Origin of the sequence: Pseudomonas sp. 2,4-D (assembly GCF_030418155.1) — a bacterium.
Taxonomy (GTDB): Bacteria; Pseudomonadota; Gammaproteobacteria; order Pseudomonadales; family Pseudomonadaceae; genus Aquipseudomonas; species Aquipseudomonas alloputida.
The window spans coordinates 89,489-102,497 of record NZ_JAUHUI010000012.1 but is presented as its reverse complement, the minus strand read 5'-3'; the positions used below and the strand labels follow the sequence as shown (position 1 = coordinate 102,497).

15 protein-coding genes are annotated in these 13,009 nt (G+C 62.3%); 8 read left to right on the top strand and 7 right to left on the bottom strand.

Annotated features, from left to right (window positions below; genetic code table 11):
* The first annotated feature begins 55 nt into the window (after window positions 1–55).
* The 4 genes from zur (at window position 56) to QYE47_RS11680 (ending at window position 2,920) form a co-directional block, all read left to right on the top strand.
* Complete coding sequence (gene zur, locus QYE47_RS11695; protein WP_003253002.1) at window positions 56–541, top strand: zinc uptake transcriptional repressor Zur; 486 nt, start codon at window positions 56–58, stop codon at window positions 539–541.
* Complete coding sequence (gene znuC, locus QYE47_RS11690) at window positions 538–1,311, top strand: zinc ABC transporter ATP-binding protein ZnuC (RefSeq protein WP_003253004.1); 774 nt, start codon at window positions 538–540, stop codon at window positions 1,309–1,311. The genes zur and znuC overlap by 4 nt, the downstream gene beginning before the upstream one ends.
* Complete coding sequence (gene znuB / locus QYE47_RS11685) at window positions 1,304–2,086, top strand: zinc ABC transporter permease subunit ZnuB (RefSeq protein WP_019437388.1); 783 nt, start codon at window positions 1,304–1,306, stop codon at window positions 2,084–2,086. Before znuC ends, znuB begins: the two co-directional genes overlap by 8 nt.
* 126 nt (window positions 2,087–2,212) lie before the next feature.
* Entirely contained in the window at window positions 2,213–2,920 is a 708-nt protein-coding gene (locus QYE47_RS11680) for a PA5502 family lipoprotein (RefSeq protein ID WP_014589251.1), read from the top strand.
* Window positions 2,921–2,980: 60 nt separating this feature from the next.
* Here QYE47_RS11680 and katE read toward each other — a convergent pair whose 3' ends face one another.
* Window positions 2,981–5,116 carry a catalase HPII gene (gene katE, locus QYE47_RS11675; protein ID WP_301158972.1) on the bottom strand — a complete coding sequence of 712 codons (2,136 nt, stop codon included), beginning with the start codon at window positions 5,114–5,116 and terminating at the stop codon, window positions 2,981–2,983.
* 227 nt (window positions 5,117–5,343) lie between these two features.
* Here katE and QYE47_RS11670 point away from each other — a divergent pair, with 227 nt between their 5' ends.
* The 3 genes from QYE47_RS11670 to QYE47_RS11660 all read left to right on the top strand — a co-directional run bounded on the left by QYE47_RS11670 (window position 5,344) and on the right by QYE47_RS11660 (window position 7,857).
* The gene (locus QYE47_RS11670) at window positions 5,344–6,351 is read left to right on the top strand and encodes a methionine ABC transporter ATP-binding protein (protein WP_003253013.1); all 1,008 of its coding nucleotides are present in this window, start codon (window positions 5,344–5,346) and stop codon (window positions 6,349–6,351) included.
* Window positions 6,351–7,022: a methionine ABC transporter permease gene (locus QYE47_RS11665; protein WP_010951513.1), complete on the top strand. Its 672-nt coding sequence runs from the start codon at window positions 6,351–6,353 to the stop codon at window positions 7,020–7,022. Before QYE47_RS11670 ends, QYE47_RS11665 begins: the two co-directional genes overlap by 1 nt.
* Window positions 7,023–7,086: 64 nt before the next feature.
* Window positions 7,087–7,857 (top strand): MetQ/NlpA family ABC transporter substrate-binding protein, encoded by a 771-nt coding sequence (locus tag QYE47_RS11660; protein ID WP_019437495.1) that lies wholly within the window; start codon window positions 7,087–7,089, stop codon window positions 7,855–7,857.
* Between the two features lie 93 nt (window positions 7,858–7,950).
* Here the strand turns inward: QYE47_RS11660 and QYE47_RS11655 are convergent, their stop codons facing one another.
* Genes QYE47_RS11655 through QYE47_RS11635 form a run of 5 tightly spaced genes read right to left on the bottom strand, consistent with a single transcriptional unit; the run spans window position 7,951 to window position 11,834 of the window.
* On the bottom strand, window positions 7,951–8,583 hold the full coding sequence (locus QYE47_RS11655; protein ID WP_003253019.1) for an SCO family protein: 633 nt from the start codon (window positions 8,581–8,583) through the stop codon (window positions 7,951–7,953).
* Window positions 8,580–9,473 (bottom strand): heme o synthase, encoded by an 894-nt coding sequence (cyoE, locus tag QYE47_RS11650; RefSeq protein ID WP_014589247.1) that lies wholly within the window; start codon window positions 9,471–9,473, stop codon window positions 8,580–8,582. Before cyoE ends, QYE47_RS11655 begins: the two co-directional genes overlap by 4 nt.
* On the bottom strand, window positions 9,458–10,537 hold the full coding sequence (locus QYE47_RS11645) for a heme A synthase (protein ID WP_014589246.1): 1,080 nt from the start codon (window positions 10,535–10,537) through the stop codon (window positions 9,458–9,460). Before QYE47_RS11645 ends, cyoE begins: the two co-directional genes overlap by 16 nt.
* 9 nt (window positions 10,538–10,546) lie before the next feature.
* Window positions 10,547–11,128 (bottom strand): hypothetical protein, encoded by a 582-nt coding sequence (locus QYE47_RS11640; protein ID WP_014589245.1) that lies wholly within the window; start codon window positions 11,126–11,128, stop codon window positions 10,547–10,549.
* Window positions 11,097–11,834, bottom strand: coding sequence for an SURF1 family protein (locus QYE47_RS11635; protein WP_070383334.1), 738 nt, complete (start codon window positions 11,832–11,834; stop codon window positions 11,097–11,099). The genes QYE47_RS11640 and QYE47_RS11635 overlap by 32 nt, the downstream gene beginning before the upstream one ends.
* A gap of 51 nt (window positions 11,835–11,885) precedes the next feature.
* Between QYE47_RS11635 and QYE47_RS11630 the strand changes: the two genes are divergently transcribed.
* Entirely contained in the window at window positions 11,886–12,089 is a 204-nt protein-coding gene (locus QYE47_RS11630) for a twin transmembrane helix small protein (protein ID WP_070383333.1), read from the top strand.
* A 32-nt stretch (window positions 12,090–12,121) separates the two neighbouring features.
* Here QYE47_RS11630 and QYE47_RS11625 read toward each other — a convergent pair whose 3' ends face one another.
* The gene (locus QYE47_RS11625; protein WP_011953141.1) at window positions 12,122–13,009 is read right to left on the bottom strand and encodes a cytochrome c oxidase subunit 3; all 888 of its coding nucleotides are present in this window, start codon (window positions 13,007–13,009) and stop codon (window positions 12,122–12,124) included.

The following is a 13,009-nucleotide window of genomic DNA, read 5'->3' as shown; positions in this document are numbered from 1 at the left end:
GAATCTGCAGAAACAGGTAACATAATAACGTCTCTGTCCAGAACCGTCGCTGCCCATGTCCATCACACCGCTGGCCAACCGTCCTCACGACCACTCCCATTGCGTACACAGTGCACTGGCTGAAGCCGACGCCTTGTGCACCCGCCAGGGCCTGCGCCTGACAGCCCTGCGCCGCCGTGTGCTGGAGCTGGTGTGGCAGAGCCACAAGCCACTGGGCGCCTACGACATCCTCGCTGTGCTCAGTGAGCAGGACGGCCGCCGCGCCGCGCCGCCCACGGTGTACCGTGCGCTGGACTTCCTGCTGGAAAACGGCCTGGTACATCGCATCGCATCGCTGAACGCCTTCATCGGCTGCAGCCACCCCGAGCACGTGCACCAAGGCCAGTTCCTGATCTGCCGGGCTTGCCATGTGGCCATCGAACTCGAGCAGAGCAGCATCAGCGAGGCCATCATCAACAGCGCCAAAGGCGTGGGTTTCACGGTGGAGACCCAGACCGTGGAAGTGGTCGGCCTGTGCGGTAACTGCCGGAGCGCGGCATGAGTGACGCCCTGATTCGCCTGGAGCAGGTCGGCGTCACCTTTGGCGGTGAGGCGGTGCTCGACAGCATCGACCTGTCGGTCGCCCCAGGCCAGATCGTCACCCTGATTGGCCCCAACGGGGCGGGCAAGACGACCCTGGTGCGCGCCGTACTTGGCCTGCTCAAGCCACATCGCGGCAAGGTATGGCGCAAACCCAAGCTGCGCATTGGCTACATGCCGCAGAAGATTCAAGTTGATGCCACGCTGCCGCTGTCGGTGCTGCGCTTCCTGCGCCTGGTGCCCGGCGTAGACCGCGCGGCAGCCTTGTCGGCGCTGCAGGAAGTGGGCGCCGAGCAGGTCATCGACAGCCCGATCCAGACTATTTCCGGCGGCGAAATGCAACGCGTGCTGCTGGCCCGCGCCCTGCTGCGCGAACCCCAGTTGCTGGTGCTCGACGAACCGGTACAAGGTGTGGACGTGGTCGGCCAGACCGAGCTTTACAACCTCATCACCCGCCTGCGCGACCGCCACGGCTGCGGCGTACTGATGGTGTCCCACGACCTGCACCTGGTCATGAGCGCTACCGACCAGGTGGTGTGCCTGAACCGCCACGTATGCTGCTCGGGCCACCCCGAGCAAGTCAGCGGTGATCCGGCGTTCGTCGAACTGTTCGGCAAGACCGCACCGAGCCTGGCCATCTACCACCACCATCACGACCACAGCCACGACCTGCATGGCTCGGTGGTCGCCCCTGGCACCCATGTTCACGGAGAGCACTGCAAGCATGGCTGATTTTCTTCTCTACGCCTTGCTTGCCGGCTTGTCCCTGGCACTGGTTGCAGGCCCACTGGGCTCCTTCGTGGTATGGCGGCGCATGGCCTATTTTGGCGACACCCTGTCTCACGCCGCGCTGCTCGGTGTGGCCCTGGGCTTTGCCCTGGATGTCAGCCCGGCGCTGGCGGTAACCGTGGGCTGCCTGTTGCTGGCGATTCTGCTGGTGACATTGCAGCAACGCCAGCCGTTGGCCTCCGACACCCTCCTGGGTATCCTGGCCCCCAGCACCTTGTCGCTGGGCCTGGTGGTGCTGAGCTTCATGCACGATGTGCGCATCGACCTGATGGCTTACCTGTTTGGCGATCTGCTGGCCATCAGCACCAGCGACCTGGCCTGGATCCTCGGTGGCAGTGCACTGGTCCTGCTGCTGCTCGCTGTGCTGTGGCGGCCGCTGCTGGCGGTTACCGTGCACGAAGAACTGGCCATGGTCGAAGGCCTGCCCGTGGCCGGCCTGCGCTTGGCGCTGATGCTGCTGATCGCAGTGGTGATTGCGGTTGCCATGAAAATCGTTGGCGTGTTGCTGATCACCTCGCTGCTGATCATTCCTGCGGCTGCGGCACAGCGCCACGCCCGCTCACCAGAGCAGATGGCCTTGGGTGCCAGCCTGCTGGGTGTCACCGCAGTGTGCGGCGGCCTGGCCATGTCCTGGTTCAAGGACACCCCCGCCGGGCCCTCGATCGTGGTCTGCGCCGCAGTGCTATTCTTGCTGAGCCTGGCCCTGCCAAAACGCTGAGAAGCAAGGCGTGTGCAGGCACGCCTTGCAACCTTTGGCCGGTAAAGGGTCTGTAAGGCCTATTTTCGAGCGTGCGCACCTGGGTGTAGACTTGCTCGCTTTTTGCGCAAATAGAGAGTCGCAGGAATGAAGCCGTTCGCCTCCCGTTATCTGCTTGTTGCCGCGTTTTCCCTGATCCTGGCTGCCTGTTCCAATGCGCCGGTCGAACAGGCCACCGCACCTGCTCAAGCAGATGCCTGGCAGCAGTTGCAACAGAACATCGCCAGCAACGAGCTGGCTACCGCCGAAGACCAGCTTGCAGCACTGCAGGCCCAGTCGCCGGATGATGCACGCCTGGAGCAATACCAGCGCCAATTGGCCGAAGCTTATCTGCAACGTAGCCAGATCGTCCTGCAGAAGGGTGATGTGAACGCGGCAGCTACCGCGCTGGCCCGTGCCCGGGCCCTGATGCCGCAGGCGCCAGCGGTCACCGGCGGGGATGCCGTGACCCAGGCCCGCAAGGCCGAGCTGGAAAAGGCTGAAGCTGCGCTGAAAGCCGCCGAGGCCAAGCCCGAGGCACGCATCATCGACCCGACAGCGCCAAGTACCGTGGTGGCGTTGAAGACCACTGACAGCCGCGCGCTGCGCCGCCAACTGGACGACATTGCCGCCGATGTGGTGAGTTACCAGTGTGAGGTGGTATTCCAGGTACCGCGCACCGAGGATGCACCTTGGCTGAAGACCTTGCTGGAAAAGCGTGTGCGCAAGATTGACAGTGGGTTCGAGCTGAAGCAGAAGCATGAGATTCAGCGCTCGCTGCCGGCACAGGTGGTGCTGGTCCCGCATCAGCAGTAAAAGCTTCGCGGGTAAACCCGCTCCTACATCAGGAGCGGGTTTAGCCACGAAAAGGCCTTGTCAGGCAGGAACAGCTTCAGCTGCCGCCTCCCGCTCCCACACCCGGTGGCCTTCAACCGCTTTGACAAAGGCATCCACTGCCTTCTGCTCATCCCCGAGCAACAGCCCCTTGTCCTCCTTGAGCCCCAACGCTTTCGCCAATTCCTTGGTCAGCACCAGCGCCTTCAAGTGCTTGTAACCCTCCAGCACGAAGTGCTTGGCCAATCCGCTAGCCGCCAGCGCATCCGTAGAGGCCTTGCCCGCTGGCACGATAATCCCGTCGAACATGATCGAAGGCATCCCCTCCATCGACGCCGCTACCGGTAGTTGCTTGCCATCCGCCGCCTTCACCGGCGCCGAGGTCGGCCCCAGCAGCATCGGCCGGGCACTGTGCGCTTCCAGGGCCTTGACCAGTTTGTCCACGCTGGCAGCGTCGACGCCAACGGCAACCAGCACGGCAATCTTGCGCCCCTTGATACCCACCGAACCTGGGTGGTTCATCTGGCTCAGCGCAGGCGATTGCGCCAGCTGGCTACCCTTCACCTGCACCGTACCCGCTTTCGGCGCAGGGAGGCCCAGGTTGGCCGCAACCGCCGCCGCCAGCTTCAGGTCAATGTTGGCGAGAATTTCATTCACTTCACGGGCGCGGATATGTTCACGCTCCACTTTGCCCAACTCGAAGCTGTAAGCCTTGATGATGTGCTGTTGCTCGGTCGGGCTCATGCTCTGGAAGAACAGCCGAGCCTGCGAGAAGTGATCACCGAACGACTCACTGCGCTGGCGAATCTTGTGCGCATCGATACGCTCCTGATAGCTCTCGAAGCCGCCATCTTGCGCCGCAGGTGGGGTTTCCTTCGGCCAGCCGCCGTCAATCGAGTTGGGCTCGTAGGAAGCCCGGCCCTTGTGCACAACGTGCTGGTGCAGCGCATCACGCTGATTGTTGTGGTTCGGCGCTACCGGCCGGTTGATCGGGATCTGGTGGAAGTTCGGCCCACCCAGGCGGCTGATCTGGGTATCGGTGTACGAGAACAGCCGGCCCTGCAGCAGCGGGTCGTTGGTAAAGTCGATACCTGGCACGATATGGCCTGGGCAGAACGCCACTTGCTCGACCTCGGCAAAGAAATTGTCCGGGTTGCGGTTGAGCACCATCTTGCCCAGCGGCGTGACGGGTACCAGTTCCTCCGGGATGATCTTGGTTGGGTCCAACAGGTCGAAGTCGAATTTGTGTTCGTCAGCCTCAGGCACAATCTGCACGCCCAGCTCCCATTCCGGGTAATCACCGGTTTCGATGGCTTCCCATAGGTCACGGCGCTGGAAGTCAGTGTCCTTGCCCGCCAGTTTCTGGGCTTCGTCCCACAGCAGGGAATGCACGCCCTGGCGCGGTTTCCAATGAAACTTGACGAAGCTCGCCACGCCCTCGGCATTGATCAGGCGGAAGGTATGCACGCCAAAGCCTTCCATCATTCGAAGGCTGCGCGGGATGGCGCGGTCAGACATGGCCCACATGACCATATGGGCCGACTCCGGCACCAGCGAGACGAAATCCCAGAAGGTGTCATGAGCCGAACCGCCGGTCGGTATCTCGTTGTGTGGCTCTGGCTTCACCGCGTGGACAAAATCGGGGAACTTGATCGCATCCTGGATGAAGAACACCGGCATGTTATTGCCGACCAAGTCGAAATTGCCTTCATCTGTATAGAACTTGACGGCAAAGCCCCGCACATCTCGCACCGTATCGCCAGAACCGCGTGGGCCCTGAACCGTCGAGAAGCGGACAAAAACCGGGGTGATCTTTTCCGGGTCTTGCAGGAAGCCGGCCTTGGTCAGCTCGGCGTGGTTGCCATAGCTCTGGAAGAATCCGTGTGCCCCGGTACCGCGGGCGTGCACGATACGCTCGGGGATACGCTCATGGTCGAAGTGGGTGATTTTCTCGCGCATGATGAAGTCTTCAAGCAGCGAAGGTCCGCGATCGCCCGCCTTGAGGGAGTTCTGGTTGTCAGCAATGCGCACGCCTTGGTTGGTCCGCAGGGCCTGCCCGGTCGCATCGCTGCGGTCGGCCTCCAGGCTCTGCAGCTTGACATTGGTGTTGGCCCTGTCAGGGGTCTGGGTACCGGCGGCCTCGCTGTGCTTGGGCGCATCCGTTTTCTTGCTGGGCATGATCGGCTCTCCTCATCAGTCTTAAGGCGTGCCCGTTCAGGGCTTGTTCAAGTAGTGACTGGAGGACGTTGCCGAGCGTTCAATCAGGATTACCGGTTGTCGCGATATGCCCGATGGATTGGTGCATGACGAAATAAATGCTAAGAACAGCTATGGGAAAAGGCTAAAATGCGCGACCCCAGCTAACCGCTGACCCAAATTTCAATGCGCCCCACAAGGTTCGCTACGTGATCGAGTTCCAACAGGTACATAAAACCTACCGCGTTGCCGGTAGGGAAATCCCCGCACTGAATCCGACCAGCCTGACCATCGAAGATGGCCAGGTGTTCGGCCTGATCGGCCATTCCGGCGCAGGCAAAAGCACCATGCTGCGCCTGATCAACCGCCTGGAGGAACCCTCCGGCGGCACGATCATCGTCGACGGCGAAGACGTCACCGCGTTCAACGCCAGCCAGTTGCGGGGCTTCCGCCAGCAGGTCGGGATGATTTTCCAGCACTTCAACCTGCTGGCCTCCAAGACCGTCGCCGACAACGTCGCCCTGCCACTGGCCCTGGCCGGTGAGCTGTCGCGCAGCGAAATCGACAAGCGCGTCACCGAGCTACTGGCTCGCGTTGGCCTGTCGGACCACGCCAAAAAGTACCCGGCGCAGCTGTCCGGCGGCCAGAAACAGCGCGTCGGCATTGCCCGCGCCCTGTCCACCAACCCGAAGATCCTGCTATGCGACGAGGCCACCAGTGCCCTCGACCCGCAAACCACGGCCTCGGTCCTGCAACTGCTGGCCGAGATCAACCGTGAACTGAAGCTGACCATCGTGTTGATCACTCACGAGATGGACGTGATCCGCCGTGTCTGCGACCGCGTGGCAGTGATGGACGCCGGTCAGATCGTCGAGCAAGGCTCGGTGGCCGAGGTGTTTCTGCACCCCCAGCACCCCACCACCAAGCGCTTCGTCCAGGAAGACGAGCAGGTCGACGAAGGCGAGCAGCGCGACGACTTTGCCCACGTGCCAGGCCGCATCGTACGCCTGACCTTCCAGGGCGACGCCACCTACGCACCGCTGCTGGGCACCGTGGCCCGCGAAACCGGTGTGGACTACAGCATCCTCGCCGGGCGTATCGACCGCATCAAGGATGTCCCCTATGGCCAGCTCACTCTCGCCCTGATCGGCGGAGACATGGAAGCGGCGTTCGCCCGCTTCAAGGCAGCTGACGTACATATGGAGGTACTGCGTTGATGGACGCCCTGAATTTCTTTGCCAACGTCGACTGGGCCGAAATCTGGCTGGCCACCGTCGACACCATGATCATGCTGTTCGGCTCGCTGTTCTTCACCGTGCTGCTGGGCCTGCCACTGGGCGTGCTGCTGTTCCTCTGCGGGCCAAAGCAGATGTTCGAACAGAAAGGCGTCTACGCGCTGCTGTCGCTGGTGGTCAACATCCTGCGCTCGCTGCCATTCATCATTTTGCTGATCGTGATGATCCCGTTCACCGTGCTGATCACCGGTACCTCGCTGGGCGTTGCAGGCGCCATCCCGCCGCTGGTGGTGGGTGCCACGCCGTTCTTTGCGCGCCTGGTTGAAACCGCCTTGCGTGAAGTGGACCGCGGCATCATCGAAGCCACCCAGTCGATGGGCGCCACAACCCGCCAGATCATCACCAGTGCGCTGCTGCCGGAAGCCCGTCCGGGCATCTTCGCGGCCATTACCGTAACCGCCATCACCCTGGTTTCTTACACCGCCATGGCCGGTGTGGTGGGTGCCGGTGGCCTTGGTGACCTGGCTATCCGGTTCGGTTACCAGCGTTTCCAGACCGATGTGATGGTAGTGACCGTGGTACTGCTGCTGGTACTGGTTCAAGTACTGCAGAGCGTGGGCGACAAACTGGTCGTGCATTTTTCCCGTAAGTAACCCCAATGGGGTCGGCCTGGCCGACCCGTTCGGGGGCCGTCGCGGCCCTCACAAGGAGTGATCAATGAAGAAGCTGCTTGCTGTCGCTGCCGCTGTCGCGGCCTTCTCGGCCCAGGCCGATACCCTTACCGTCGCCGCCACCCCGGTGCCGCACGCCGAGATCCTCAACTTCGTCAAACCACAACTGGCGAAAGAGGGCGTAGAGCTGAAGGTCAAGGAATTCACCGACTACATCCAACCGAACGTACAGGTGGCCGAAAAGCGCCTGGACGCCAACTTCTTCCAGCACCAGCCTTACCTGGATGAGTTCAACAAGGCCAAGGGTACCCAGCTGGTGAGCGTGGCAGGCGTGCACATCGAGCCACTGGGCGTGTATTCGACCAAGATCAAGAAGCTGGACGAGCTGTCCTCCGGCGCCACCGTGGTCATCCCCAACGACGCCACCAACGGCGGCCGCGCCTTGCTGCTGCTGGACAAGGCTGGCGTGATCAAGCTCAAGGACAACAAGAACATCCTGTCGACCGTGAAGGATGTTGCCGAAAACCCGAAAAACGTGAAGTTCCGTGAGCTGGAAGCCGCCACCATCCCGCGCGTGCTGACCCAGGTAGATGCCGCCCTGATCAACACCAATTACGCGCTGGAAGCCAAGCTGAACCCGGAAAAAGACGCGCTGGCCATCGAGGGCAGCGACTCGCCTTACGTGAACATCCTGGTTGCCCGCCCGGACAACAAGGACTCGGACGACATGAAGAAACTGGCGGCTGCACTGCACTCGCCTGAGGTGAAGCAGTTCATCATCGAGAAGTACAAAGGCGCTGTGGTTCCGGCGTTCTGATCCGACCTATCACGCTCTATTCTTCGCGGGTAAACCCGCCCCTACACACATCGTTGTAGGAGCGGGTTTACCCGCGAAGCTTTTGGGGCTGACTCAATCCCGCTTGACCAGCCCCGGCAGCTGCGCCCCCAGCTTCTGGTTGTTGAACGGCGCCCGAATGAACCCACGCTGTCTCCCATCCGGGCCGACGATCGCCAGATTACCGCTGTGATCCACGGTATACCCCGGCTTGCTGGTATCCGCCGGAATGAACGGAATGCTCAAGGCATTGGCCAGCTTCTGGGTATCCTCGATCGACCCCGCCACGCCGACAAAGTCCTTGTCGAAATAGCCCAGATACTGCTTCAACTGGTTCGGCGTGTCGCGGTTAGGGTCCACGCTCACCAACACCACCTGCAGCCGGTCGACGGCATCCTTGGGCAGCTCGCTCTTCACCTGGCGCAGCTGGGCCAGTGTGGTCGGGCAGATGTCCGGGCAGTAGGTGTAGCCAAAGAACAGCAGCGACCATTTGCCCTTGAGGTCATCCATCTGCACCGGCTGGCCGTCCTGATTGGTCATGGTGACATCAGCCACGGCGCGGCTCTGCGGCAGCAGGATGATGCCCGCATCAATCAGCTCGGCAGGGTTGGGCTGGTCACGACCATTAAGCACCTTGTTGACGGTCAGGCCCAGGATCAACGCGACCAGGGCAACGAGGATGAAGACGGTTTTCTGGGTTCGGGTCATAGGCTCAGCAACAGGTAGTGGTCAAGAAGCAACGCGATGAACAGCGCGAACAGGTAGCCGATAGAGTACTTGAAGGTGCCGATCGCCGCGTGCGGCCGGCTGCTACGGTACAACACCCAGGCCCAACGCAGGAAGCGCAGGCCCAAGCCCAGGGCACAGGCCAGGTACAGCGGGCCACTCATGTGGATGGCATACGGGAGCAGGCTCACCGCCAGCAGGATCAGGGTGTACAGCAGGATATGCAGTTTGGTGTAGCGCTCGCCGTGGGTCACCGGCAACATCGGGATATCGGCCTTGGCGTATTCCTCCTTGCGGTGGATGGCCAGCGCCCAGAAATGCGGCGGGGTCCAGGCGAAAATGATCAGCACAAGCAGCAAGGGTTCGGCGCTGACATGGCCGCTTACCGCCACCCAGCCGAGCAACGGCGGAGCGGCACCGGCCAGGCCACCGATGACGATGTTCTGTGGCGTGGCGCGCTTGAGAAAGCCGGTGTAGAGCACCGCATAACCGAGTAATGAGGCCAGGGTCAGCCAGGCGGTTAGGGCGTTGGTGAACACCAGCAGCAGGACCATGCCCAGCAGCGCCAGGGCCAAGGCGAACAACAGCGCCGGCAGAGGCTCGACTCGGCCTTGGGCCAAAGGCCGTTTGTGGGTGCGTGCCATCAGCGCATCGATACGCCGATCCACCACATGATTGACCACTGCCGCGCCACCCGCGCACAGGCCGATGCCCAGGTTGCCGAACAACAGCACGCTCCAGCTGACGCCCGCCCGGGTGGCCAGGAACATGCCCGCCAGCGAGGTGATCAGCATCAGCACCACCACCTTCGGCTTGGTCAGCTCAAGGTAATCGCGCCAGCGAGCCCGTCGTACGCTTAGAAGCGTCGCCACGAGTCGTTCCTCATATGATGGGAAATGCCCACCCCGACCACCGGCCGCAGACGCCAGCCATGGCCGACACCCACTTGAACCTTGTCGACCACTCGAATGCGGTAGTTCACCAGCACCATGCTCAGCAGCAGCATCGCCCCGCCGGCATTGTGCGCAACAGCCACCGCCAGCGGCAGGTGGAACACGACGTTGCTGATGCCCAGGCCCACTTGCAAGGCCAGCGCCAGCAGCACCAGCCGCGCCAGGCCGGGGAGACCACAGCGGTGCAGCTTCCAGCTGAGCATCAGCAGCACGCAGGTCACCAGCAGCGCGCCCAGCCTGTGGCTGATGTGGATGGCCGTACGCGCATCACTGTCCAGCTGTCCGCCCAGGTAATTGGGGCCGACGTGCTGGGTCAGGTGGAAGCCGTTGCTGAAGTCCGCCGCTGGCCACCACCGGCCATGGCAGGTCGGCAGGTCGATGCAGGCCACGGCTGCGTAGTTGGCGCTGACCCAACCGCCCAAGGCGATCTGGCCGATTACCACCAGCAGCGCCAGCGCAGCGATCCGGCGCAGGCTCAGCGGCAGTTTCGGCAAGGGCGCAAAGGCCCGGGACAGACGCAGAGACAAAAGGAACAGCAAGCTCAACGTGGTAAAGCCACCCAGCAAGTGCGCAGTGACCACCTGCGGCCATAGCTTCAGGGTGACCGTCCACATACCGAAGGCTGCCTGGGCCAGCACCACACCCAGTAGCAGCATTGGCAGGCGATAAGGCTGCCCATCGCGGGCATGCCGGCGCATTGCCTGGAACGCGAGCAGGGCGATCACCACGGCCAGGCTACCGGCAAAGTAGCGGTGGACCATCTCGGCCCAGCCCTTGGCAGCTTCCACCGGGTGCTCAGGAAAGTGCAGCTCGGCATGGGCCAACTGCGCTTCACTCTTGGGCACGCTGATAAAACCATAGCACCCAGGCCAGTCGGGGCAACCGAGGCCGGCGTGGGTCAGGCGGGTATAGGCACCGAGCAGGACGACCAGCAGTGCCAGCAGGGTGGCGAACACAGCAAGGCGAAATCCAGGTCTGGCCATGGCAGGCTCCTAGCCGATGTTGGACAGCTTGAGCAGGTGGCGCAGGTCATCCAGCACGTGCTTGCCGTTGACCTTGCCGTCGTAGCGCAGCACCAGGTTGCCGTGCGGGTCGACGATCCACAGCTGCGGGCCGGGCTCGACAACCTTCTGCTGGTAACGTTGCGCATCCAGCGGGTAGCGCTGCAACTGCGGGTACTCGCGGCCGAGCAGTGCCTGATAGTCGGCACTCAGCGGCTGGGCGGCGGCCAGCGCATGGCTGGCGCGGCTGGCATCACGCCCCAGCCCGATCTGAATCTGCCGAGCCAGGTACACCAGGCGCTGACAGTCTTCGGTGCAGGCCTGGGGGGCGCTTACCAGCAACTGCCAGCGCTCGCCCTGCCCCGCCACGCCGAGATCGGCACGGCTTTCCCCATTGCCAATCATGGCGCCATGGTAGCTGCGGCCTTCCGGCACCCAGAATTTGAGCTTGTACATACTGGTGGCCAGAACCATCGGCCCAAGCACCACCAGCAGGATCAGTAACAGCTGCAAACGCCCACGGGCTCTGGGCTTGCTACGTTCAGGCACGTCCAGTGGAGTGGCGGTGGCCATGGCGTTTCTCCTTGTTTTGGTGCCAGCCGAAGTAGAGGTAGAGCAGAACCAGAGCGGTAGCCAGGGCAAACCACTGCACGGCGTAGCCCACGTGTTTTTCGGGACTCATGGCCACAACTGGCCAGTCCAGGCGATAGCTCGCAGGGCCCGGCTCAAGGCGCAATTCCTGGGCGAAGCCTTCGCGATCAAGCTGTTGCCATAGCTGCGCGGCATCGATAGCGGTCAACAGATGCGGCCATTGCCCGCCGATGGGGTCCGGGTGCAGCTGGAAGGTGCTACCGGGCGCGACATACACAGAGGCATCCAGCGCCAAGGCCTGGGCAGGGGTTTCGAAGTGCACCGGCACCCGGCGGTCCAGCCATGGCAGCCAACCACGATTGATCAGCAACCACAGGCCGCTGGCTTGGTCGTGGAAGGGCTGCAGCAGCTCGACACCGGGTTTGCCGTCGCGCATGCGGTTGTCCAGCAGCACGCTGTGCTCGGCGTCGAAGCGGCCATACAAGTGCACGCGGCGGAAGGCGTTGTCTTCTTTCGAGAGGAGCTGGGCGGTGGCTATCGGCGCTTCAATCCGCCGTTCTGCATAGGTGGCCAGCAGCACGCGCTTTTCCTCGGCTCGGCCGAGTTGCCAGCAACCAAGCGCAATCAGCCCCGGCAGCAGTGCAAGCACCGCCAGCGTCGGTACCCAGCCTGGGCGAAACGGCCTCACGGGCGCCTCGCTATACTTATCCACATCACCGCATCCCCCGGGAGTAACGCCATGCTCAAGGCCGCGATTGTCCTGATGCTGTTGGCCACGATTGCCAGCCTGTTCAGTGGCCTGGTGTTTCTGGTCAAGGATGATGAAAAATCGACCCGTCTGCTCAAGGCGCTGACCATACGGGTGACCCTGGCAGCCCTGACCATAGGCCTGGTCGCCTGGGGCTTGATCAGCGGTCAACTGGTCTCCCACGCCCCTTTCTGAAGCGCTCACCCGCCCCTACAGGTTTTTTGTATTCACAACACATAGACAAAGATGAACAACCCCACCCACACCACATCGACGAAGTGCCAGTACCAACTGGCTGCCTCGAAGCCGAAGTGTTTTTCCGGGTTGAAATGCCCGCGCAGAATGCGCACGAACATCACGATCAGAATGATCGTGCCCAATGTCACGTGGGCGCCGTGAAACCCGGTAAGCATGAAAAACGTCGCACCGTAGATCCCTGAACCCAGTGTCAGCCCCAGCTTGGTATAGGCCTCGTGGTACTCGAAGGCCTGCAGTGCGATAAAGCTGATGCCCAGGACAATGGTCAGCGCCATCCAGAATTTCAGCGGGCCGCGGTGGTCACGGCGCAAGGCGTGGTGGGCAATGGTGATTGTCACACTGGAACTGACCAGCAGGATGGTGTTGATCAGCGGCAGATGCCATGGGTCGATCACTTCCTTGGGCGGCGGGAACAGCTTGGGGTCAGGAGTGTGCAGCAGCGGCCAGGTGAATTCGAACGTTGGCCACAGCATGTGCGTAACACCTTTGGCCCCTTCGCCACCCAGCCACGGCCCCGCCAGTACGCGGACATAGAACAGCGCACCGAAGAAGGCCAGGAAGAACATCACTTCGGAGAAGATGAACCAGCTCATGCCCCAGCGGAACGAGCGGTCCAGCTGCGGGCTGTACAACCCGGCGTGGCTCTCCTTGACCACTGCCCCAAACCAGCCGAACAGCATGTAGGCCAGAAACAACGCCCCCACGAAGAAAATCAGCGGCCCGTGCGAATCCGGGTGGCCCGCCTTCATGTCGTTGAACCAGGTGCCCAGGCCGAATACCGTGATGAACATGCCGATGGTGGCGATGATCGGCCATTTGCTCTGCGCCGGAACGTAGTAGTGCTCATGACTTGCCAT

Coding starts and splice junctions, on each gene's coding strand:
- QYE47_RS11630 (WP_070383333.1), top strand. CDS start 11,886: ATGCTCAAGGCCGCGATTGTCCTGATGCTGTTGGCCACGATTGCCAGC.
- QYE47_RS11640 (WP_014589245.1), bottom strand. CDS start 11,128: ATGGCCACCGCCACTCCACTGGACGTGCCTGAACGTAGCAAGCCCAGA.
- katE (WP_301158972.1), bottom strand. CDS start 5,116: ATGCCCAGCAAGAAAACGGATGCGCCCAAGCACAGCGAGGCCGCCGGT.
- QYE47_RS11655 (WP_003253019.1), bottom strand. CDS start 8,583: ATGACCCGAACCCAGAAAACCGTCTTCATCCTCGTTGCCCTGGTCGCG.
- znuC (WP_003253004.1), top strand. CDS start 538: ATGAGTGACGCCCTGATTCGCCTGGAGCAGGTCGGCGTCACCTTTGGC.
- znuB (WP_019437388.1), top strand. CDS start 1,304: ATGGCTGATTTTCTTCTCTACGCCTTGCTTGCCGGCTTGTCCCTGGCA.
- zur (WP_003253002.1), top strand. CDS start 56: ATGTCCATCACACCGCTGGCCAACCGTCCTCACGACCACTCCCATTGC.
- QYE47_RS11665 (WP_010951513.1), top strand. CDS start 6,351: ATGGACGCCCTGAATTTCTTTGCCAACGTCGACTGGGCCGAAATCTGG.
- QYE47_RS11625 (WP_011953141.1), bottom strand. CDS start 13,009: ATGGCAAGTCATGAGCACTACTACGTTCCGGCGCAGAGCAAATGGCCG.
- QYE47_RS11680 (WP_014589251.1), top strand. CDS start 2,213: ATGAAGCCGTTCGCCTCCCGTTATCTGCTTGTTGCCGCGTTTTCCCTG.
- QYE47_RS11645 (WP_014589246.1), bottom strand. CDS start 10,537: ATGGCCAGACCTGGATTTCGCCTTGCTGTGTTCGCCACCCTGCTGGCA.
- QYE47_RS11660 (WP_019437495.1), top strand. CDS start 7,087: ATGAAGAAGCTGCTTGCTGTCGCTGCCGCTGTCGCGGCCTTCTCGGCC.